Here is a 20109-nt window from a genome sequence, read left to right as displayed (position 1 = left end):
TGACCCATGGTGAGCCTCCTCGTTCCGCTGTACTGGCTGGCGTTCCTGACGTTCGCGAGCCCGCCGACGCTGGCCGACTTCTTCCAGAAGCCGGACCGCGTGGAGGTGTATCGGGCCCGGATGGACCCTACGCCAGACACGCCTCCCAAGGAGGACACGCGTCCCCGGGTGGGCATGGCCGTCTTCACCGTGAAAGGGCAAGACCTGACGCCGGAGGAGCGCAAGGAGCTGGCCGCCACCTGGACCTCTCCGGAGAACACGCCCAAGAAGGGGCGGATGATGTGCCCCTTCAACCCGGACATGGCGCTGCGCTTCTGGCGCGGCGACACCTGGGTGGACGTGGTGGTGTGCTTCGGCTGCGGTGAGCAGCTCTTCTACGACGCGAAGAAGCAGTCCCTGGCCGCCGGACGGCTCACGGACTTCACGCTGCTGCACCGCATCGCGGACAAGAACAAGTTCCCGAGGAAGAAGGACGACTGGTAGCAGCGCTCCAGCCCACTGCACCGAGACTCGGGGAGACAGGAATTGAACCCGTGGACGCGCGGGGCGTACCAGCTCTCCGCACCAGCGCCCCACCCTCCATAGGGCCTCCATCCGCTCTCGATGTCTGAGTCCTGATTCACGCCTCGGGTCATCCGGTCGTCGTCCAAAGCGAGCCGAAGAGCCAGAGGACGACGTGAGGCCGTGTCCGGAAGCAGCCAGGCCCGAGCGCAGGGGCCGCCACATTCGTTCGATGGGTTGAAGTTGGGGGCTGTAGGGCGGCAACCGGTACGGGCAGAGGTGAGAATCCTCAACCCCCTCAAGCCGCTCGCCCGATGGCGGGCGAGGAAGCGCTGGACGTTGCGTGTCGTCGTCCCCAGGTCCTCGGCGAAGCGCGTCATTGAATGAGGGCCATGCCAGTTTGAAGGTGGAGCGCGAAGCTGGCCCTACGGCGAAGGGCGCTGGCGCATCAACGAAGCGCCGGAGTCCAGGTGTTGACCTCGACCTCCAGCGAGGACTCCTTCGCGACCTCCCCCAGGATTCTCCGGAGGACTCCGGCGTTACTCCCCCCGAGCAGGAACGTGCGCACGTTCTCAAGATTCTCTCTGGGCGTTCCGCCGCAGCTGAGGACCGCGTCGGCTCGCTCATACAGTCCGCAGTAGCGGCCGGTAGCGATTGGCTGCGTGAACCCCAGACTGCTCAGCACCGGAACGAGGAGGGAGAGCAGGTCTGAGTCTTCGCGATAGAGCGTCCCCTCGCACCTCTGGGGCATTTGCTCGAACCGGAATCGGAACAGCGCGCTCCACGACAGCATCTCGTGGAAGGTCTCGAACCGATCGATGGGATCGTCGCCCCCGCGCGCGTACCGCGCAGTCACCGTCGCATCGCCTCGCGCGGGCGCGTCGAGGTCATAGAACGCGTGCAAGGGCATCATCTCGTCGGACTCGTATCCAATGAGCAGGAACCGGGGATTGGGCGCGACGATCTTCCTGGCGTAGCAGTCCAGCACGCGCCGCGCAGAGAAGTCCTGACTGGGATAGGCCAGCGGCCCCATGCTCTGCCCCATGCGGCTCAGGAACCAGCGATAGAACCGTGGCAGGGGACGCCCGGCGATACGCTCGAGCTGCTCGACTTCATCGGGCGTGGCACCCCGCCACTGCTCCGCGAGCCCGGGCACGGTCCTCAGGAGGAGGTCCTCCACCTCAAGGAACTCAAGGTCTATTTCGTCTTGTGCTGACACTTCATTTCCTCCTCGGGACAGATGAGCAGGGGAAGGATGACGGTGCAGGACATGCACGGTGGGACGCTCTTGCCGTGTGCAAAGTGCCTCTCGACTTCCCTTCCACTCTTGTCGATGAACCGGATCTTCGCGCTCACCGGCTGCCCATCACTGCGGAACCACCGCTCCGACAGCCCCGTGACGCGCGCGCCATGGTCCATCGCCAACACGAGTGCCTTGGGGCCGGCACAGCCTCCCGGAGGGTAGGCCGCGGCGGTGGTCTTCTTGCTCGCGAACTGCTCATTGAAGGCCTGGGCTCGCGCCCAGGCCTTCTCCACGTTCTTGCTGTGTTTCTTGAAGCGATTATCAATGAACGCGCGGACCTCCTTGCGCGTGGTGCCGGGCTTGGGCGCGTTCCAGCCGAGTTCACTGACGCTCTTGCAGAAGACTTCGAGGGTGTTGCTCGAGTGGTCAGCGTATCTCTGTCCGCACTTGCATTGAGCAACGCCGAGCATCCTCCCCCAAGGAAGCTCCTCTTCGGGGAACTCACCGACGCAGATCTTCTTGGTGAGCTTGACCTCCAGCTGCGCGGCGTTGGCCTGGGTCGCGGGGGTTTCCTTCAACGAACCCTCGCTGCCATGCACCTTCTTGCAGAGGGGGCACACGTCCTTCCCGCTGACGACCAGGAGGGCTCCGGTCTTCTGGACCACTCCCAGCATCGTCGCCGCATTGGCTGGGCTTCCACTTGGCCCGCAGTTGTTGAGCATGGGGTCACCGAGCAACTGGACGTTCTTCCCCTCGAACTTCACGTCCATGGACCCGGGACCGAGGAAGCAGGTGGGACCTTCCACGTTGGCGGAGACAATGCCACCGCCCGTCCCCTTGCTGGCCACGTCGCCCATGGAGCCGAAAGTCGCGCCCTTGATGGCGACCTTCTTTCCCTCAATGGTGACCGTCTTGGAGTACTTCTTCGGGTCTGTTCCGCTCTTCCCAATGTTGGGCAACGGCGTCGGCACGAACGGCGCCGGTGGCCCTGGCATCTTGCACACGTTGGGTAGCGTTGCCGCTGCAACCCCACTGGAGCCCTCGGTCACCGGCGTCTTCGGTGCATTCACTGAGACGTTGCTCATTGCGTCCCCCTCCTTACGACACCCGCGGGTCCTGCAGGAGCATCGCCCCTCGCAGTCCCCCATCAGAACCCGCTGTCACCATCGTCCGAGGGCCTCGCGCATAGCCTCGTGCGAACGCCCGGACCGCCAGGACGCCTCCGAGGGCCCCCGCCGCAGCGCCCACGTCGCCCCAGCAGTCGCTCAGGGAGCGATACGCCGTGGAGTGCCAGACCGATGGCGTCCTCAGCGCGACGAATCCCCACTCCTCACTGCGGTACCGCTCGCCATTGATGTCGGTATAGAGATCATCCACTTTCTCGCGGGACAGGTCGAGCCCCGCGACCGCGCCTTCGACCGCCTGGGTCATTCCAACGCCAAACGAGCCCGTGTCACTGTCACGCAGGAGGCGCTCCTGCGCGGTCCGTGCCCCTCGCACCACCGCCAGCCGGGGCAACTGCAAGCGGCGGCGCAGCCCAGCACTCATCAATGCCAGGCACCCGGCCCCCTCGCCAGGAATGAATCCACTGCGAATCCCTGGCTGCGCGAACCGGCCATTTCGCTCCAGCCAGAGAAACGTCTCCGCGTGGAGGTAGCTGTCCACGCCCGCCACCAGGAAGAAAAGCTCCCGGCCTTCGGAGGACTCCCGTAGGGCCTGTTCCACCGCGCGCAGGGCTCCCGCATGGCCACGTCCGGCAATCTCGACGCGCGTGAGCGCGGCCTTCGCCCGCAGGCGTGCCTCCATGGCGCTCACGAGCCAGGTCGCGTCCTCATCGGAGAACCCCGGGCGCGCCTCGGGAAGCGACAGCAGCAACCGGCACCGGAGCCCCTCCAGGAGCGCTGAACCGAGCTTCCCCTCGACTTCGTCGAGGACACTCTCAAGCAAAGGCACGTACCGGTCCCTCCCCTCCAGCTTCGGGTCGAGTTCCCCATCCGAGGCCACCACGACCGGCTCACCGCGCGCATCGATGAAGGGGAACTCTGCGTACCGGGAGATACCTGCGCGCACGGCCGCCGCGCTGCTCTCCGCGGAGTAACCGAGCGGGGTCCGAGCGCCGACAGCCACCACCTCGACTTCAGCGCTCATGTCTCACCCCTCAGTTCGAAAATCTCCGTCTCGTCGAGGTAGTCCGCCTCCGGCGCGCGTACGCGCAGCGCGCTCTGCCACACCAGACAAAGGCGCCGCGCCTCGGGCTCCACCAGGACCGTCGTCAGCCGTGAGCCGTGCTCCTCGCGACGCGTACCAATGCGCGTCTTGAAGCCGAGCGAGATGCGAGGAAGCTCGAAGCGCAAGAGTCCCTCGTGAGTCATGTTCACCAGTGCGACGGGCTCTCCGCCCTCCAGGGGGTTCTCGGTCCGCTGATCCACCGGGGCGCTCAGTGCAAAAGCAGGGTCGAAGTCATCCGGGAGCAGTGGCTTCTTCGTGCGCTCCCACCGGGCGTCGTAAGTCCCCGCGAGCTTGCGCCGGGGCATCCACGAGGAATCGATGGGACCGAACCCCGCGGGGCCCATGGTCGCGGAGGCTCCGCTGGGATACTCGATGGCGTGGGCAGGCTTTCCAGCGAGGTGGGCGCCGCGCGTCGCGAAGCCGCGCCCGATGGGATTCCGCTCATCAATGCGGTGCTTCGCCGGGTCGGGGTCTGACAGGTCGCTGCCACCAAAGGCGAACTCATACTGAATGGGCCGCGTGGTGAAGGGCTGGGGCCGGCCGGGCGTCACGCCGGACCAGCCTTGCTCGTAGGTTCGATCCCCGTGCACGACGAGGATCTTATGGAGCCGCCCGACCCGGAGCGAGACCGGCACCGTGGGCGCCGGTCTTCCACGAGGCGCATGCGCATGCGCGCTCACGAGGATGTCCGTGCCTGGCTTCGGCGCCAGCAGGTCGGAGTCGTATCGCAGGCTGGAGCGGCCCGGCTCGCCGAAGGACTCCGGAATCAATACCGGCGGAAGCTGCTCGTCCGCGAGCTTCAGCCGCCCGTCAGGCCCGATGTCGAACGTCGCCTTGACGGCGACGAGCCACCAGTGGATTCCATCCCTGTCTCGCGTCCAGTTGCGCTCCGCAGCAAACACCGTGCGGTTGTTCAGTGCCCACATGTGCCCCCCAGCTCCATTCAGCCACCACGGCGGCTAAAGCCCCACAGGGGTCGTGCGGCTTGGCGCCCATCCCATCAAGCGACGTGCCTGTCTCTTCAGCGCACCTTCCATGCGAATCAGCCCAGCGAGGAGCCGGAACTGGACGCCAGGGACACGACCCGCCAACTGCGACTGGTTTACTGCTGGAGCGTGACGAGGCAAAGACAAAGCTCCGGGGGGCCTCGCGAAAGTCCTCGAAATTCCTGGGCATCTGAGTGAGGACCTCGGCCGCTCCAGGGAACTCCAACTGGGCTGCGATAGCCTCCCTCAGCACGCAGCGCACCAGCTCGCGGAGCATCAGAGACCGGACCTGCCTCATCACCGACGACAACCCCAAGCACCTCAGCGCCGCGAACAGACGGGGCCCCTGCACACTGCTTGTGGCTGGCTTCATCCAAGGAACGTGGCGCTCCAACGCGACAGCGGCACTGCGGCACTGCGGCACTGAACATCAGATGCCAAGGACCACGACGTCCGCATCACCCGGGCGCGGTGAAGTAGCCTCGCACCCGTCCGCGAATCACACAGGAGCCACCATGAAGCTGATTTCGAGCAGTGCCATCGTGACGGGAGCAGGCCAGGGCATCGGGTTGGGGATCGCCGCGCGCCTCATGCGGGACGGAGCCAACGTCCTCCTCTTCGGGCGGACCCTGGAGAAGGTGGAAGCAGCCGCCGGAGAGCTCAACCGGGGGATGGAGGGGCGCACGCGGGCCGTGCCCTTCGCGGGAGACGTGGTCAGCGCGGAGGACGTGGCGCGGGCCATCGAGGTTGCCACGCGGGAGTTCGGCCTCCCGGGGATCCTGGTGAACAACGCCGGGTCGGCCACGCTCCGCCCGCTCCTTGAGTTGCCTGCGGAGGAGTTCGACCAGATCCTGGCCATCAATCTCAAGGGGCCCTTCCTCTTCACCCAGGCACTCGCGAAGGCGCTCGTCGCCGCGAAGCAGCCGGGCTCCATCGTCAACATCTCCTCGTTGAATCAGACGGCCGTGACGGACGGGCTCGCCCACTACTGCGCCTCCAAGGCGGGGCTCGCGAACTTCTCGAAGGTCGCGGCTTCGGAGCTGGGGCGCTACGGCATCCGGGTGAATGTCGTGGCCCCGGGAGCCATCCGCACGCCCCTGGCCGAGGGTGCCGGCCTCCTGACGGGAGCCATGGGGCGGGAGTTCCTCGCCCACACGCCGCTCGGGAAGCCGTGTGGCGAGCCGGAGGACGTGGCGAAGGTGGTGTCATTCCTCTGCAGCGACCTGGCGTCATGGATCACCGGCGACACCCTCGCCGTCGACGGTGGCAATCACATCCGCGGGCTGCACAGCTACGCGGACACGCTGGGCCTCACCCGTCCCGTGGAAGGCTGAGCCGTCCACCGCTCGCGGTCCCCGGGGGGGGTGAAGCCTCCCCGGGTTCTCAAGACAGAGGCAGGCGACGGCAGAGGCCCGGCACGTCAGCGTCCCTGGAAGCGGGGCGGCCGGCGCTCGGCGAAGGCGGAGAAGGCCTCCGTCAGGTCATGCGACTGGAGGAAGGCCGAATTCCACACCGCCACGTAACGCAGCCCGTCCGCGATGGACTTGTCCGCGCAGTACTCCATCACCTGCTTGGCGCCCTGGATGACGAGCGGCGGATTGTCGGCGATGCGCCGCGCCGTCGCCCGCGCCTCCGTGAGCAGGGCCTCGGGCGTGGGGAAGACCTCATTGACCAGGCCCATGCGCAGCGCGCGCGCCGCGTCCACGTCGCCGCCGGTGTAGGCCAGCTCGCGCGTGTTCCCCTCGCCGATGATGCGCGGCAGCCGCTGGAGCGCGCCCAGGTCCGCGACGATGCCGACCTTCACCTCGCGCAGGGAGAACTTCGCGTCCTGGGAGCAGTACCGGAAGTCACACGCGGCGATGAGGTCCATGCCCCCGCCAATGCACCAGCCATGCACCGCGGCGATGACGGGCTTCTTGCACCGCGCCACCCCTTCCGTGGCCTGCTGCATCTCACCAATCAGCTTGAGAAGCTGGCTGCGCTCCAGCGCCAGGTTGCTCTCGGCGGTGAGCAGCGGCCCGAGGGTCTCCATCATCCCCATCAGGTCCAGGCCATAGGTGAAGTGGTTGCCCTCGCCGCGCACCAACACCACGCGCACGGCGTCGTCGGCGTCCAGGTCGCGGAGCGCCTCGGGCATCTCCCGCCAGAAGTCGGGGCCCATGGCGTTGCCCTTGCCCGGGCCGGTGAGCACCAGCTCGGCGACGCCCTCGCCCTTCTCGATGCGCAATGACTTGTACGTGTCGCCCATCCATTCCCTCCCAGGGAAGTTCGCTGGCGGCACTTGAGCAGATGCAGCGCGGCGGCGTCCACGAACGCGTCCACGCGCTGTTCGTTCGCACCTGGAGCCTCACGAACCCGCGGCTCGCCGGATTGGGTGCGAGGCCAACGGCATCAATCCCGAGGCGGACCTCGCGGACGTCCTGCTGCGCGTCCAGACGCACCCGAGCGCCCGCATCGGGGAACTGCTGCCGCACGAATGGAAGCGGCTTCGTACTGCCGACGTCCGCCCTCAATCGATCCGTCACGTCATTGGCCGGACGGTTGTTACCCAGGAGCAGGTGGGCCAGGTCCTTCCATGCAATCGGAGTGGGCAGGGAGCGAAGTTCGAGCACCAGCCGTGGTCCTCGGTGACGCGGTAGACGTGGAGGGCCTCGCTCATGGCGAACAACCTCGGGAGTGCCAGGACGGAGTCAGGGGCATGGAGCGCTCGGGCGGCACAGGACGAGCCCCACGTCATCCGGGAGCGCGCCGCTCGCAAGTCGAGGCAGCGCGGCCAGCGCGAACACTGCGGCGTTTGCGTCGGCGAGGCTCACATGCTCCTGGATGCGACGGAGGTCGACGTACTTGAACAATCCGTCTGACGCGCCGAGGAGAACACCGCCTCGCCACGCGAGCTCGAAGGTGACGGGCCGGGCCTGCCCGCTTCCGAGCAGGGGCTTGCGGTGTTGATGCTCCGTCAGCGCGGTCGATTCGCCTCCCTGGAACAGCCACAGCTCCGAGTCCCCCACGCTGGCCCCCACCACGCGCCGCCTGGTGACACAGGCGACCAAGGCGGTGGTTTCACCCCCCTGTCCCGAGGCCACCCGCTCCGCGTCGCACCGCACCAGCACATCGCGCCAGGTCTCCTCGCGTTCCACGTCGGCCCCGGCGTCCACGGCGTCCTGGACGCCACGCAGCACGGCCTCCGCGGCCTCGGCGCCACGTCGTGAGTTCCCCGCCCCATCCGCCACCACGAGCACCGTCGCGTCCCCTCGCGTCAGGACCAACACGCGGTCCGCACCCGCCTTGCCCGCCGGTTCCACATGCCACGCCGTCTCGAAATCGCTCATGGGTCGCACCTCCCAGGTCATCCGGGATGACCCGTGGAGTAAAGGTGCTGCCTCCTCTGGGGCCTGGCACTGAGGGGTGCGAGGTGGGTCGTCAATAGAGCGCCGCGGTCTGGGTGCCGCAGGACTTGCACTTGCGAGCCATGAACCGGGAGGTGGTATGGGTGGCCGTCGAGCCAGTCGCCCAGCCCACGGTCGCCGAGTAGAGCGCGGTGCCCATGCCCATCCACCACCCGCCCACCGTCCCCACCACGCCCAACGCCATCACGACATAGAGCGCCAGCCCCGAGGCGCAGTGCGCGCAGTAGACCTTCTGGCAGTTGGAGCAGCGGTGCCACAGACGGACCAGGCTCACCCTGCTGCCGTGCACGGTCTTGCAGTCACTGCACGTCAGCCCAGCGTGGTTGCTGGACGTATACCAGCCAATGATCCGCGCCACGGGGCCGACATAGGACATCTCGGTGAGCGCGCTGGCACTGAGCGTCAGTCCAAAGCTCGCGAAATCAGTCTTCTCCCAGAAGGACTCCGCGCCCAGCGCCTTGTCGAAGGTGTCCAGCATGCCCTCACGGCCCATGGGCGACGGGCTGTCGTCGGAGACCACGCGCTTGTAGCCGGGCGCGTTGAACTGGCCCCACATCTCCGCGGCCTCGACATAGGTGGTCGGCAGGAGTTCGTTATAGATCCCCAGACAAGAGCCGAACATCTTCCAGCCGTATTGCACCCGATCCGACTTCAACGCCTGGAGGCTCTTCTCGTGGCCGGCGATCTTCTTCTTCCAATGGGCAATCTGGGCCTGCACCCCAGCGGCGCCCTTCTTCTCCACTTCAGTGGCCAGTTCGGTCGCCCATTTGAGGCCCATGTGGAGCCGCCTCAACTGTCCGATGAGCTCCTCCTTCGAGAACGTGTCGTCCTGCGGCGTCTCCTCGAAGATGCTCAGGACCTTCTCCGACCACGCCTTGTTCTGTTCGACGGAAAGGGCTGGCGTATAGGAGAACGTGAGCAGGGTGAAGAGCGCGGAACCCTGATTATAATACGGACGCTTCGTGTCCGTGTCCTTATGCGTCTGGAAGCGCTCGACATGCATGATGCCGAGCAACAGCGACGTCGCAAGGAATCGCTTCTTGTCGAGGATGCGATCCAGGATGTATGCCGTTTCGAAGACTCGGGATTTCACCAGTCCCGGCTTCGTGACGACTTTCGTCGTCTTCAGTAGCGAGACGATGTCGGTGTGGCGGTATGTCAGCTTGAAGGAATTACGGAGTGCGGCGAGGGTTTCGCGGAAGGACGCCGCTGTGGCCTCGATGGTCGAGTCGAGGTGGGTGATGAACGCGGGCGCGTTTGTCTTGCCGGTGATGGCACGGGCCTTCTCTGCGTTGCGTTTGAACAACTCCGCCGCGATGCGATCATCGTTCAGCGCGGCGTCGCTGTCCCCGAGCAGGTTGTTGAACAGCTCCAGCATGGAGAAGTAGCTCACTCCCGCCTCGGCGATGGTGTGCTTGTCCTTCTCGTTCACGTATGCGCGGTAGATCGCCATGATCTTCGCGTAGACTTCGTTGTTCGCCTGGGTCAAAGCGTAAAGGCTGTCGCCACCCATCGTCTCATCAAGAGCCTCGTCACGCTTGACGAACTTGTACATGAAAGCCACGGTTCACCTACCTCCGCGCCGCGCAGGCTGTGGCGGCAAAGAGCGCAAGGTAGCGCGGAAGGGGAACCGGAGCAGGCCCACGTGCCCGTGTGGCCCCGTTTCGGAGACGGGCAGGCTGCCGCTCCTGAAGGAGCCCGGGCCCGGACATAACGTTGAGGCATGCCTGAATGGCTCCACGCACCGGACCTCTGGCTTGCGCGGCTCGTGCTCCAGCGCGGCCTGGGGTTCTGCTACCTCATCGCCTTCCTCGTCGCGCTGGGGCAGTTCCGGCCGCTCCTCGGCGAGCACGGTCTGCTCCCGGTCCCCCGCTTCCTCGCTCGGATGCGCTTCCGCGACGCGCCGAGCGTGTTCCACCTGCGCTATTCCGACCGCCTGCTGGTCGCCGTCGCGCTCGTCGGCATCCTCCTGTCGCTCACCGTCGTCCTGGGCCTCCCCGATGCGTGGCCCATCCCTCTCACGCTCGCGACCTGGCTCGTGCTGTGGGCGCTCTATCTCTCCATCGTCAACGTCGGGCAGACCTTCTATTCCTTCGGCTGGGAGTCGCTCCTCCTCGAAGCCGGGTTCCTCGCCGCGTTCCTGGGCCCGGCGTGGAGCGCGGTGCCCGCTCCGCTCCTCTGGCTCTTCCGCTGGCTGCTCTTCCGCGTCGAGTTCGGGGCCGGGCTCATCAAGCTGCGCGGCGACCCGTGCTGGAGAGACCTCACCTGCCTTGACTACCACCACGAGACGCAGCCGATGCCGAACCCCCTCTCCTGGTACTTCCACCGCCAGCCCAAGCCACTGCACCGGCTCGAGGTGCTCGGAAGCCACTTCGCCCAGCTCGTCGCACCGTTCCTGCTGTTCTTCCCGCAGCCCATCGCCACCTTCGCGGGGCTCTTCATCGCGCTCACGCAGTCGTGGCTTCTCCTGAGCGGCAACTACTCCTGGCTCAACTTCATCACCATCATCCTCGCGGCCTCGGCACTCGACGGTGCCGTGCTCGGGCACCTGCTGCCCCTCGGTCACGCCAGCACGCGCGCCGTTCCCTGGCACGACGGGCTCGTCCTCGCGATCACCGCGCTCCTCGTCGTGCTCTCCTACCGGCCCGCGCGCAACCTCTTCGCACGCGAGCAACTCATGAATGCCAGCTTCGAGCCGCTCCGCCTCGTGAACACCTACGGAGCCTTCGGCAGCATCACTCGCGAGCGCTACGAGGTCGTCATCGAGGGCACGAACGACGAGCGCCTCACGCCGGCCACCGAGTGGCGGGAGTACGAATTCCGAGGCAAGCCGACCGACCCGAAGCGGCGCCCGTCGCAGTGGGCGCCGTACCACCTACGGCTCGACTGGCTCATGTGGTTCGCCGCGCTCTCGCCGGCGCACGCGCCCCGGTGGTTCCCGCCGTTCATGGAGAAGCTCCTGCGGGGCGACGCGGCGACACTCCGCCTGCTGCGACACAACCCCTTCCCGGAGCACCCGCCGCGCATGCTTCGCGCCGTGCTGTACCGCTACCGTTTCACGACCTGGCAGGAACGGCGCGACACGGGCGCGTGGTGGGAACGCACGCGCCTGGGCGATTATCTCCCGCCGACCAGGCTCCGCGCCTGACGTCCGTCGCATGAAGAATGGACGAGAATGCGTCGTTGCGCCGTGGTGCGTGTCCACGACGACGGGCCCTCCGGCGCGTCACCGGGACTTGAGCAGACCCGACGAGGCCCAGGCACGAAGCACGAGCGACACCACGCCCCACCACACGGCGGCCACCAGCAACCAGCCGAGCAGCGAAGGCTGCCCCCAGCCGCCCGACTCCCCCCTCGCGAAGACAGGGAGCCCCAGTGTCTGGAAGACCATGAGCGGCGCGTAGACGGAGCCGCCCACGGCACCCGGTGCGGGCGCAGCCGCTCCCCGACCTCCCGCGCAACCCTGCCCGGGGAGGCGCCTCATCTGCTCCCCTGACCCACATCCCCGCGCGAAGCAGGCGCCAGGGGAGAGGAGGACGGCGTCGAAGAGATCCTCCCCGAAACGATCTACCGCCTGGGGTCAGGCCGCGAATGACGGGGACAAGGTGTCCTGGCCGAAGGGGCTCGACCGCACCGGGCACCGGCCGCCGACCGAGGCGGAGTGGACATGCTGGGAAACGCCTCCGAATGGGAATGTCGCGAGTCCTTCGTGTACACCACGGCGGGTCAGCGACGCATCGCACTCCAGGAGTGAAGACCATGGCAAGCAAGTCTCCCCGCAAGACGGCGAAGGCCGCGAAGAAGACAGCCCCCAGGCGGGACGTGACGAAGACAACCAAACCGCGCAAGGCGGTCGCGAAGCCATCCGTCCGCGCAGCCACCAGGACCGCGGCGAAGAAACCGTCGGCATCCAAGGCCACCGCGCAGCCGCGCCTCCTTTCTGGCGGCAACCCGCAGATCGCCAAGGGCGATGGTGACGCCACCGTGCAGGCCTACATCGCGGCCATGCCGGGCTGGAAGCGCGACGTCGGGCAGCGCCTCGATGCGCTCATCGTCCGCACCGTCCCCGGCGTGCGGAAGGCCGTCAAATGGAACACGCCGTTCTACGGAGTCGAGGGCCAGGGCTTCTTCCTCGGCTTCCATTGTTTGACCCGATACATCAAGGTGGCGTTCTTGCGCGGCAAACTGCTGCGCCCCCTTCCCCCTGGCGAATCCAAGACCCAGGAAGCGCGCTACCTCGACATCCACGAGGATGAACCGCTCGACGAAGCCCGGTTCACCGACTGGGTGAAACAAGCCAGCCGCTTGCCCGGCGAACGACTGTGAACCGCCGGCGAGGAAGGGCTTGACGTGCCGGTGTGAACTTCCACCCCGAGTGTTTCACACCCCAGGATGGCTCACTTCTTCTCGTGACGTGAAAAGACCCGCCTGTTTCAGCGCCGGACTCCTCACACACTCACAGAGCGATTAATGTTCACAGCGCCGATGCTCGGCACCGCGGGTCCGGCGGCGTTTGGGGAACGCCGAACCTCCGCGGCTCAACACGAAAGGTGAACATGCACATGATGAACTGGATTCGAGGGGGCATGGCTCTGGGGCTGGGGCTTGTGCTGGCGGGGTGTGGCGGTCCCGAGTCGCAGGAGGCCAACACACCGGAGCTGGGCGCGGTGCAGCAGGGCATCAACAAGGTCGCCAACAGTGGCTTCGAAGCGGCGCCGCCAGGCTCCTACAACTACACGGTCCTCACCACGGGCGCGACGACCCTGACCAACTGGACCGTGGGCGGCAGCATCAAGGTGATGCACAGCACGTACAAGACGCCGAACAGCGGGACCAAGTCCATCGACCTGAACGGCTACGGCGCGGGCAGCATCGAGCAGACCATCTCCACCGTGCCGGGCAATGGCTACACGGTGCGCTTCTACGTGGCGCTCCCGCCCAGTTGCACGGGCACGCGCAACGCGACGCTCACCTACGGCCCGTCCACGGCGAGCGTCTCCAACTCCCTGCCGGGTTGGACCCTGCGCACGTACGTCTTCACCGCGACGACCGCCAGCACGCTCATCAAGCTGCAGAGCACATCCAGCGGCGTGAGCTGCGGCCTGGCCATCGATGACTTCACCGTGGATGGTCCGTGATCCACCCGTGAAGACACGGGCCTGAAGTCCACGCGGCCCCGGGAGCGGTTCGCTCCCGGGGCTTGAGCGGTGGTGTCCATGGAGGCTTCCCACGGCTCAAGCCGGGAAAGTGGGTCGTGGCCGGGAGGGGGAGACTTGCTGCTTCGTAGCGATGCGGCCCGGCAAGGGCGCCACGGGAACCGGTTTATTAACCCTCATCAATGCGGGCGAGGGCGCTCTCCCCCACTCTCGAGACCACAACGTCGCTGAACGTTCTGGAGCCCTCGCGATGAACACCCCCCGCCTTCACTCCCGCTCCCTGGGAACCCTCTTTCTGCTTGCGTTCTTGGCCTACGGCATCGGCACCGCGCTCGTCACCTCCATCCTGAAGGAGCCGGAGCACCTGGCTGCGTTGGCCGGTCAGAGGACACCGTTTGTCGGGGGCGCGCTGCTGCTCCTGTTGAACTCCCTCATCATCGTCGGGATTGGCGTGTTGTTCTTTCCGATACTCCGCGAGCGGAGCCCGGGCGTCGCCGTCGCGTACGTCTGCACGCGGGTCATGGAGGCGATGACCCTCATCATCGGAGTGGTGTTCCTTCTGTGCATTCTCCAGCTTGGAGAATCCGCGCAAGGGCAGACGACGCCGGAGCTGGTGACCCTGTTCAGACTTTTCACGAAAGGGAACTTCTGGGCGTACCAGCTCGCGATGATCATTTTGGGAGTCGGCAGCGTGGCGTTCTGCCTGTCGCTGTACCGCTCCCGGCTTCTTCCCTCGTTGCTCCCGCTGGTGGGCGCGGTGGGCTACGGGCTGCTGGCGCTGGGGGCCATGCTCGAACTCTTCGGGCTGCCGTGGGGCATCCTCTTCTCCGGCCCCGGGGGCCTGTTCGAGCTGTTCCTCAGCGGCTGGCTCATCGCCAAGGGGTTCCGGACGGTCACGCCTTCCGTCGCGGCGTAGCCGGCTTGCCGCGCGTGGCGATACGCTTTCGGATCCTGCTCAGCGACTCGGGCTTCACTCCGATGTAGCTGGCCAGATGGTACTGGGGAATCCGCTGGAGGATGCCCGGCCGCGTCTTCGAGAGCTTGAGGTAGCGCTGCTCCGGGGTATCGGTGAGATAGGAAGCGAACCACTCCTGCTGTTCCGCCAGGACCTTCTGCATCACCCTCCGGGAGATGCTCTCGAAGCGCGGGAAGCGTCGATACAGGTCCCCCTCGCGTTGCTCGGTGCCCACCACCACCGTGGTGTCTTCCGCGCAGACCAGGAAGTGCTCCGCCGGGGTCTGGTTCATCATGCTGAGAATCGAGAGGACCCATTCGTCCTCGGTGAAGAACCCGTTGCTCCGCTCTTCACCGTCGACGACGGAGTACTGGCGGACGCAGCCCTGGAGGACGAAGTAGGCCTCGGTGCAGACCTGGCCCGCCATGAGCAGGTGCGTGCCCTTCGGACAAGTCCTCACCACCATGCTGTCCAGGATGGCCTGGGCCTCCTCGTCCGACAGAGGAGCGATGCGGCGGAAGTAGTCGACGAGCTTGTTTTTCATGAGAGCACCGCGCGACCGGCGGGAACTCAATCATCCCACCGGGTCGGCGGACGTGGCCCGAAAAGAGGTGTAGCAGGCCGGGGTCACGGATCGCAGCCGGATCGCCCAAGCTGTTCGTAGCCGGGTCGGCCCAGCGGCTCGCCCCAGGGGCCCCACCGGCGTCGGCAAGTCCCACCTGGCCCAGGCCCTCGGCCACCGTGCCTGCCGCGCCGGCGCCCACGAGATTCTCCAGCAACTGCGCGCCGCCCGGGAAGATGCCACCTACGAGAAGCGCCTCGTGCGCTTCACCTCGCCCGAGCTGCTCATCATCGATGACCTCGGCTTGCGTGGCCTCACCCAGGATGAACCTGCATCATGACCTCCAACCGCGCCATCGAAGAGTGGCCGCCCCTCTTGGGTGGCCCGCTGATGGCCAGCGCCGCCATGGACCGGCACCTCCACCACTCCCACGTCCTCGTCATCGAAGGCGACGGCTTCCGCAATCCGCCTCCCACCCGGCGCCGCAGGGCGGATGCCGGCTACCAGGGGCCCGTGCTCGCGGACGCCGCGAAGGAGGCCGGACTGGAGGTGGAGACTGTCCGGCGGCTCCGAGGAGGACCGGGGCTTCGTCGTGCAAAAGCGCCGTTGGGTGGTGGAGCGCACCAACGCGTGGCTGACGCGCCAGCGGCGCCTGCCTCGCGACCACGAGCGTCACGAGCACTCGTCCGAAACCTTCATTCACATCACGATGACCGGTCTCATGCTGCGCCGCCTTGCGTAGCGGACCCATTCAACAGGCTCAGACGGGAGCGCGGCCTGAGCGGGCGTGTGCCGATGAGGGCTGCACGGCCTCCGCATAGGGCTGGCGCCCAGCTCGGCGGCACCTGTCAGCGGCACGCCTCGGCCCCTCCGCACCAGCCCTCGACCTCAACAGGCCTTCTGTTCGCCCGATGCGTTGAAACTTGAAATCAATGGCTGGCGTTTTCATGAGACACCCACACGGGGAGTTTGACTCACCAGGTTGTCTCAAGCGGCTCGCTGTTCTATGTGGGGCTCCTCTGGCCGTGACCCGGGACGGGGGCCCAGAGACCTGCTGCGTGGGATTGAAGCGGCCAGAGCCTGGCCGCCCCGACTCCATGCCTCACGGTCCGGGCCCGGTGCCTGGAGCCGGTGGAGGATGCCGGTGACTCGGTGCGTCTCAGTCGGAGATGTCGTGCTCGAAGTGCTCCGTGACCGCGTACTCCTGCCGGTAGGCCTTGCCGTCGCGTTCGAACTCCTCGACCACGCTGCGGCCGTCTCCGGTCACGACGAGGCGGTAGCCGGTGTCGCCCGAGTTGGAGACGACATAGGTGCCCGGGAGAAGCTGGAAGACGGAGCGGGGCGGGCGGTCCGGGCAGCAGGCCGTCAGGAGGGTCGAGGCCAGGGCGCTCGTCAGCATCCCCGCGAGGACGATGCCGAGCCGCCTCATGGCTGCCTCTGGAGGCGCAGCTCCCGGTAGAGTTCGCCGGTGCCGCTGGTGGGCTTCGCTTCGAAGAGGACGGCCCTGGCGAATTGACCGGTCGCGTCGACGTCGGGTCGCGCGCCGCGCAGGCTGTAGATGGCGCCCGCCGAGCCGGGGCCTTCCTCCGGGATGATGGAAGCGCCATCGGCGGTGGCGGAGAGGAGCCGGAGCCGGACTCCCTCAACCTTGTCGATCAATGGATCACACACCCCTCCCTGCAACTTCGCGCCAGCGAACAACGGCCATCCGAGCGCGAGCCCCGCGCAGAAGAGTGCGGCGGAAAGGACGCTACGACGATGCGGTAGAGGAATGGGCATGGCGCGGAGTCTGGTCTATCCGCCAGCAGTGCGCAAAGCTGCGCGGCCACCATGAACCCTTCCACCGCCCGCCAGGGCACCCCGCATCGTGGCTGCACCCTGAGCTGGTTCGTGGAAGGAGACGGTCTCCCGGTGGTGGGGATCCAGGGCGTAGGCATTGGCGTCGCGGGGCGGCGGCCCCAGGTGGAAGGACTGGCATCCCGGTTCCACTGACTCTGCCTCGACCACCGGGGTTCGGCGCCAGCCAGCCGCCCGGCGAGGCGCTGATGGTGGAGTTGATGGCGCAAGGACGTGCTCGCGTTGATGGATGCGCAGGGCAGGTCGAGCGCGCATGTGGTGGGCCACTCGTTGAGAGGGCTGGTGGCGCTGTACCTCGCGCTGCTGTGCACGTTCGCACCGGGCGCGGTGCTGACCCGGCTGACGCCGCGCATGCTCGCCCGTACAGGCCATCTCTTCGCCCGATGCGTCTGGGGGTTGTCGGTGCCCGCGAGCGGCGGGGTATACGCGTACGGCCCGAGCAGCACCTTCCCGACCGAGACCTGGAACGACTCCAATTGTTGGGTGGAGCCCGTCTTCCGCGTCCGCTGAGCCATCTGGCCACCGCTTCTGGCCGCCGAGCAACAACCCGACCCCGAAGCGGTCCTTCGCCATCCCCTGGATGTATTCAGGGCCACGGCGAGGGCATCACCGGAGGCACGAATATATATCATTGAGGGCGCGGTTCCCACGCGACAGGCCTCGGTCCGCAGACACCTTCATCGTGGAGCGGTGGCGTGACGTAAACGTCCAGGACCGGACGAACCAGACCCGCGTCACCGTCGAGCACGTCTCGCTCGCGTCATCCGTGGGGGCCGCAACGGGCGGCGATTTTTGACAATGTTTCTCGCACCATTGACGTAAGCGATTAACGGCATATATTGCTCACTGACTCCTCCCTGACGAGCCTCGCTCGGGGTAACGGATTCCTCCTGACGCACCGCCCTGGACTTGAAGCGTTTCGCTTCGTCCGCGGCCCCCCCCCAGAGCCCCCATGCAATTCTTCATCGCAGGTTCCCGCCACCCGTCCGTCCGCGGCGGTCTTTCGGCCCGGCTTGGCCTCCTCCTGCTGGCGCTCGTCGTCGCCTCCTGTGGAGAGGAGACGGACGCGCCCCTGACACCGCCGCCGCCAGAGTTCACCTCGACGTCCCCTCTGGATGGACAGCCCGACGTGCCGCTCAACGCGACGCTGTCCGTGGCCTTCGACATGGCCATGGAGCCCCTGGGTGCGTCGACCTTCACGCTGAAGCAGGGGGAGACGCTGGTTCCCGGCACCGTGGCGACCAGCGCCGACGGCACGAGTTCGACGTTCACGCCTTCCAGCAGCCTGGCCGCGAGCACCGTCTTCACCGCCACCATCACCTCCAGCGCGAAGTCCACGGCAGGTGCCAGCTTCGCGGCGGCCCGCTCCTGGAGCTTCACGACGGGCGTGGCCGCCGATACCAGCCCTCCCAGGATAGGGGAGACGACACCCTCCGCGGATACCACCGACATGGCCATCAACCGGAAGATCACCGCGACCTTCAGCAAGGCGATGGATCCGCTCTCCCTCACCTCTGGCTCCTTCACCGTGCGGCAGGGTGACACGCAGGTGTCGGGTCGCGTGACGTACGGTCCCGGCACCACCGCGACGTTCACTCCCGAAAGCGCGCTGGCTTCCAACACCCTTTTCACCGCCTCGCTCGGCTCCGGCATCAAGGACCTGAACGGCAACCTGCTGGCGGAGCCCTTCGCCTGGAGCTTCCAGACGGGCGCCACGGCCGCGAAGGGGCCCATGCCGGTGTCGCTGGGCACGGCGGGCAACTTCGCCATCCTGGCGAAGAGCGGCATCTCTTCGGTTCCTGCTTCGAGGGTGACGGGGGACATGGGCGTCAGTCCTGCCGCCGCCAGCTACTTCACCGGCTTCTCGCTGGTCGCGGATGCCACGAATGTCTTCGCGCTCTCTTCCCAGCTTGTCGGCAAGGCGTACGCCGCCAACTCCGCGGTGCCGACGCCCTCGAACCTGACCACGGCGGTCAGCAACATGGAGGGCGCCTACAACAACGCGGCGGGCCGCCCGACGCCCGACTTCCTCAACCTGGGTTCCGGCAACATCGGAGGGAAGACGCTCGTCCCAGGGCTCTACAAGTGGACGAGCACGGTGACCCTGCCGGCGGACGTGACCCTCTCCGGCGGTCCGAACGACGTGTGGATCTTCCAGACGACGGGGGATCTGACGATGAGTGCCTCCAAGCGCGTCACCCTGGCGGGAGGGGCGCTGGCGAAGAACGTGTTCTGGCAGGTCGCCGGCCGGACGACGGTCGGGACCGGCGCGCACTTCGCAGGTGTCCTGCTCTGCAAGACCGACGTCACCTTGCAGACCGGCGCGACGATGAATGGCCGCATCCTGTCGCAGACGAACGTGGCCCTGCAGCAGGCCACCGTGACCCAGCCCGCAAGGTAGGCAGGTGCATGGACCGGGTCGCAGCGAAGTACTGATAGCGATGCGCCGCGCGCAAGTCGAACCGACTCTCGCGGTAGCGGCCATCGCGCACGATGCGGCTCTGTCCCCCGCCCTCCTGCTCCAGTCCGCATTCACCATTCAACTGGAATCTGCGGTACCTGTTTCGAGCGCAGTCGTGGACCGCGTATGGTTTGCGTCCCCTCACGGAGGATACATGCGGTCATTCATTTTCGGTGGTCTGCTGGCGATGGCGGTGGGCTGTGGCGGTCCCATGGTGGATCAAGAGGCCGTGGAGCTGGCCACACAGGAGGCGCCGCTGCCGGACTGTTCCTTCGAGCCGAACGCGGATCTGCGCAGGTATTACAACGACGCCGCGCACACCCAGCTCATCGGTGAGTTCGGTTGCTACTGCGGCGGGCTCTATTACTGGGGCGGCCGGTCGGTCTACACGGAGCACATCCTGGAGTGCTGAGCCGCTGTCCAGGACGGATTTGTTGGCCCTGAACGCGGACAGCCTCCAACGGTCTGCTAGGAGGCGCCGGGATGATGGATAGGCCGAAACAGGTGGCCAGAAAGCAAAACGGGCTGGAGACCTTGAGATCTCCAGCCCGCTTCACTGATGGTCGGGGAGACAGGATTTGAACCTGCGACCCCTTGGTCCCGAACCAAGTGCTCTACCAGGCTGAGCCACTCCCCGATATCCGGTGCTGCGCCAGGAACTGCCCTTCGGGCCCGGCGAAGCGGAGGCGGATCTATCCGACCCGCTTTCCTGAGTCAACGGCCTCTTTTGCCCGCCCCTTCCCCCTGTCTCT

22 protein-coding genes, 1 tRNA gene and 2 pseudogenes are annotated in these 20109 nt (G+C 66.7%); 13 read left to right on the top strand and 12 right to left on the bottom strand.

Going from position 1 to position 20109, the window contains the following annotated elements; translation table 11 throughout:
- Positions 1–6 precede the first annotated feature (6 nt).
- Positions 7–483 carry a hypothetical protein gene (locus tag D7Y13_RS01970; RefSeq protein WP_120582590.1) on the top strand — a complete coding sequence of 159 codons (477 nt, stop codon included), beginning with the start codon at positions 7–9 and terminating at the stop codon, positions 481–483.
- A 466-nt stretch (positions 484–949) separates the two neighbouring features.
- Here the strand turns inward: D7Y13_RS01970 and D7Y13_RS47665 are convergent, their stop codons facing one another.
- The 4 genes from D7Y13_RS47665 to D7Y13_RS01950 are packed head-to-tail and all read right to left on the bottom strand — an operon-like array spanning position 950 to position 4899.
- On the bottom strand, positions 950–1720 hold the full coding sequence (locus D7Y13_RS47665) for an SMI1/KNR4 family protein (RefSeq protein ID WP_233595336.1): 771 nt from the start codon (positions 1718–1720) through the stop codon (positions 950–952).
- Positions 1699–2829, bottom strand: coding sequence for a DUF4150 domain-containing protein (locus tag D7Y13_RS01960; protein WP_120582591.1), 1131 nt, complete (start codon positions 2827–2829; stop codon positions 1699–1701). Before D7Y13_RS01960 ends, D7Y13_RS47665 begins: the two co-directional genes overlap by 22 nt.
- A gap of 13 nt (positions 2830–2842) precedes the next feature.
- Entirely contained in the window at positions 2843–3892 is a 1050-nt protein-coding gene (locus D7Y13_RS01955; protein ID WP_120531454.1) for a hypothetical protein, read from the bottom strand.
- Positions 3889–4899 carry a DUF2169 family type VI secretion system accessory protein gene (locus D7Y13_RS01950; RefSeq protein WP_120582592.1) on the bottom strand — a complete coding sequence of 337 codons (1011 nt, stop codon included), beginning with the start codon at positions 4897–4899 and terminating at the stop codon, positions 3889–3891. The genes D7Y13_RS01955 and D7Y13_RS01950 overlap by 4 nt, the downstream gene beginning before the upstream one ends.
- A 575-nt stretch (positions 4900–5474) precedes the next feature.
- Between D7Y13_RS01950 and D7Y13_RS01945 the strand changes: the two genes are divergently transcribed.
- A complete protein-coding gene (locus tag D7Y13_RS01945) occupies positions 5475–6293 on the top strand; it encodes an SDR family NAD(P)-dependent oxidoreductase (RefSeq protein WP_120531452.1) in 819 nt (272 codons plus the stop codon).
- 86 nt (positions 6294–6379) lie between these two features.
- Here the strand turns inward: D7Y13_RS01945 and D7Y13_RS01940 are convergent, their stop codons facing one another.
- Entirely contained in the window at positions 6380–7207 is an 828-nt protein-coding gene (locus tag D7Y13_RS01940; protein WP_120531451.1) for a crotonase/enoyl-CoA hydratase family protein, read from the bottom strand.
- A 127-nt stretch (positions 7208–7334) separates the two neighbouring features.
- Here D7Y13_RS01940 and D7Y13_RS01935 point away from each other — a divergent pair.
- Positions 7335–7439: pseudogene (locus D7Y13_RS01935) on the top strand (transposase domain-containing protein); the annotation flags it as partial.
- Positions 7440–7649: 210 nt separating this feature from the next.
- Here the strand turns inward: D7Y13_RS01935 and D7Y13_RS01930 are convergent.
- Together D7Y13_RS01930 and D7Y13_RS01925 are read right to left on the bottom strand one after the other, a co-directional pair.
- A complete protein-coding gene (locus D7Y13_RS01930) occupies positions 7650–8288 on the bottom strand; it encodes a protein phosphatase 2C domain-containing protein (RefSeq protein WP_158620294.1) in 639 nt (212 codons plus the stop codon).
- Between the two features lie 91 nt (positions 8289–8379).
- Positions 8380–9921 (bottom strand): FYVE zinc finger domain-containing protein, encoded by a 1542-nt coding sequence (locus D7Y13_RS01925; RefSeq protein WP_120582594.1) that lies wholly within the window; start codon positions 9919–9921, stop codon positions 8380–8382.
- 168 nt (positions 9922–10089) lie between these two features.
- On the opposite strand from D7Y13_RS01925, the gene D7Y13_RS01920 reads away from it, so the two are divergent.
- Complete coding sequence (locus tag D7Y13_RS01920; protein WP_120582595.1) at positions 10090–11514, top strand: lipase maturation factor family protein; 1425 nt, start codon at positions 10090–10092, stop codon at positions 11512–11514.
- Between the two features lie 78 nt (positions 11515–11592).
- On the opposite strand, the gene D7Y13_RS01915 is transcribed toward D7Y13_RS01920, so the two are convergent.
- Positions 11593–11784 carry a hypothetical protein gene (locus D7Y13_RS01915; protein WP_120582596.1) on the bottom strand — a complete coding sequence of 64 codons (192 nt, stop codon included), beginning with the start codon at positions 11782–11784 and terminating at the stop codon, positions 11593–11595.
- A 341-nt stretch (positions 11785–12125) separates the two neighbouring features.
- Between D7Y13_RS01915 and D7Y13_RS01910 the strand changes: the two genes are divergently transcribed.
- The 3 genes from D7Y13_RS01910 to D7Y13_RS01900 all read left to right on the top strand — a co-directional run bounded on the left by D7Y13_RS01910 (position 12126) and on the right by D7Y13_RS01900 (position 14438).
- Positions 12126–12692 (top strand): DUF1801 domain-containing protein, encoded by a 567-nt coding sequence (locus D7Y13_RS01910; RefSeq protein WP_120582597.1) that lies wholly within the window; start codon positions 12126–12128, stop codon positions 12690–12692.
- A 260-nt stretch (positions 12693–12952) separates the two neighbouring features.
- Positions 12953–13504: a DUF642 domain-containing protein gene (locus D7Y13_RS01905; protein WP_158620296.1), complete on the top strand. Its 552-nt coding sequence runs from the start codon at positions 12953–12955 to the stop codon at positions 13502–13504.
- 151 nt (positions 13505–13655) lie between these two features.
- Positions 13656–14438, top strand: coding sequence for a DUF4386 domain-containing protein (locus D7Y13_RS01900; RefSeq protein WP_244222305.1), 783 nt, complete (start codon positions 13656–13658; stop codon positions 14436–14438).
- Here D7Y13_RS01900 and D7Y13_RS01895 read toward each other — a convergent pair.
- Positions 14416–15021: a Crp/Fnr family transcriptional regulator gene (locus tag D7Y13_RS01895; protein WP_120582600.1), complete on the bottom strand. Its 606-nt coding sequence runs from the start codon at positions 15019–15021 to the stop codon at positions 14416–14418. The genes D7Y13_RS01900 and D7Y13_RS01895 overlap by 23 nt on opposite strands.
- A 100-nt stretch (positions 15022–15121) precedes the next feature.
- Here D7Y13_RS01895 and D7Y13_RS48985 point away from each other — a divergent pair, with 100 nt between their 5' ends.
- From D7Y13_RS48985 to D7Y13_RS48580, 3 genes and pseudogenes are all read left to right on the top strand, one after another.
- Positions 15122–15379 (top strand): ATP-binding protein, encoded by a 258-nt coding sequence (locus D7Y13_RS48985; protein WP_369333593.1) that lies wholly within the window; start codon positions 15122–15124, stop codon positions 15377–15379.
- Positions 15376–15444, top strand: a pseudogene (locus D7Y13_RS48980) (hypothetical protein); the annotation flags it as partial. The gene D7Y13_RS48985 and the pseudogene D7Y13_RS48980, both read left to right, overlap by 4 nt.
- A gap of 88 nt (positions 15445–15532) precedes the next feature.
- The gene (locus D7Y13_RS48580; RefSeq protein WP_120582601.1) at positions 15533–15781 is read left to right on the top strand and encodes a transposase; all 249 of its coding nucleotides are present in this window, start codon (positions 15533–15535) and stop codon (positions 15779–15781) included.
- A 417-nt stretch (positions 15782–16198) separates the two neighbouring features.
- Here the strand turns inward: D7Y13_RS48580 and D7Y13_RS01880 are convergent, their stop codons facing one another.
- Together D7Y13_RS01880 and D7Y13_RS01875 are read right to left on the bottom strand one after the other, a co-directional pair.
- Complete coding sequence (locus tag D7Y13_RS01880) at positions 16199–16468, bottom strand: hypothetical protein (RefSeq protein WP_120582602.1); 270 nt, start codon at positions 16466–16468, stop codon at positions 16199–16201.
- Positions 16465–16698 (bottom strand): hypothetical protein, encoded by a 234-nt coding sequence (locus D7Y13_RS01875; protein WP_120536325.1) that lies wholly within the window; start codon positions 16696–16698, stop codon positions 16465–16467. Before D7Y13_RS01875 ends, D7Y13_RS01880 begins: the two co-directional genes overlap by 4 nt.
- Positions 16699–17118: 420 nt before the next feature.
- On the opposite strand from D7Y13_RS01875, the gene D7Y13_RS01870 reads away from it, so the two are divergent.
- The 3 genes from D7Y13_RS01870 (at position 17119) to D7Y13_RS01860 (ending at position 19769) form a co-directional block, all read left to right on the top strand.
- Entirely contained in the window at positions 17119–17406 is a 288-nt protein-coding gene (locus D7Y13_RS01870; RefSeq protein ID WP_147444207.1) for a hypothetical protein, read from the top strand.
- Positions 17407–17848: 442 nt separating this feature from the next.
- Complete coding sequence (locus tag D7Y13_RS01865; RefSeq protein WP_120582604.1) at positions 17849–19297, top strand: ice-binding family protein; 1449 nt, start codon at positions 17849–17851, stop codon at positions 19295–19297.
- Between the two features lie 214 nt (positions 19298–19511).
- Positions 19512–19769, top strand: coding sequence for a hypothetical protein (locus tag D7Y13_RS01860; RefSeq protein ID WP_120630626.1), 258 nt, complete (start codon positions 19512–19514; stop codon positions 19767–19769).
- Positions 19770–19917: 148 nt separating this feature from the next.
- Here the strand turns inward: D7Y13_RS01860 and D7Y13_RS01855 are convergent.
- Positions 19918–19994: transfer RNA gene (locus D7Y13_RS01855), tRNA-Pro, on the bottom strand.
- Positions 19995–20109: the final 115 nt, after the last annotated feature.

Origin of the sequence: Corallococcus praedator, from assembly GCF_003612125.1 — a bacterium.
GTDB classification, from domain to species: domain Bacteria; phylum Myxococcota; class Myxococcia; order Myxococcales; family Myxococcaceae; genus Corallococcus; species Corallococcus praedator.
Note: the sequence above shows the minus strand (reverse complement) of the source record. Positions and strands in the feature narration are given on the sequence as shown.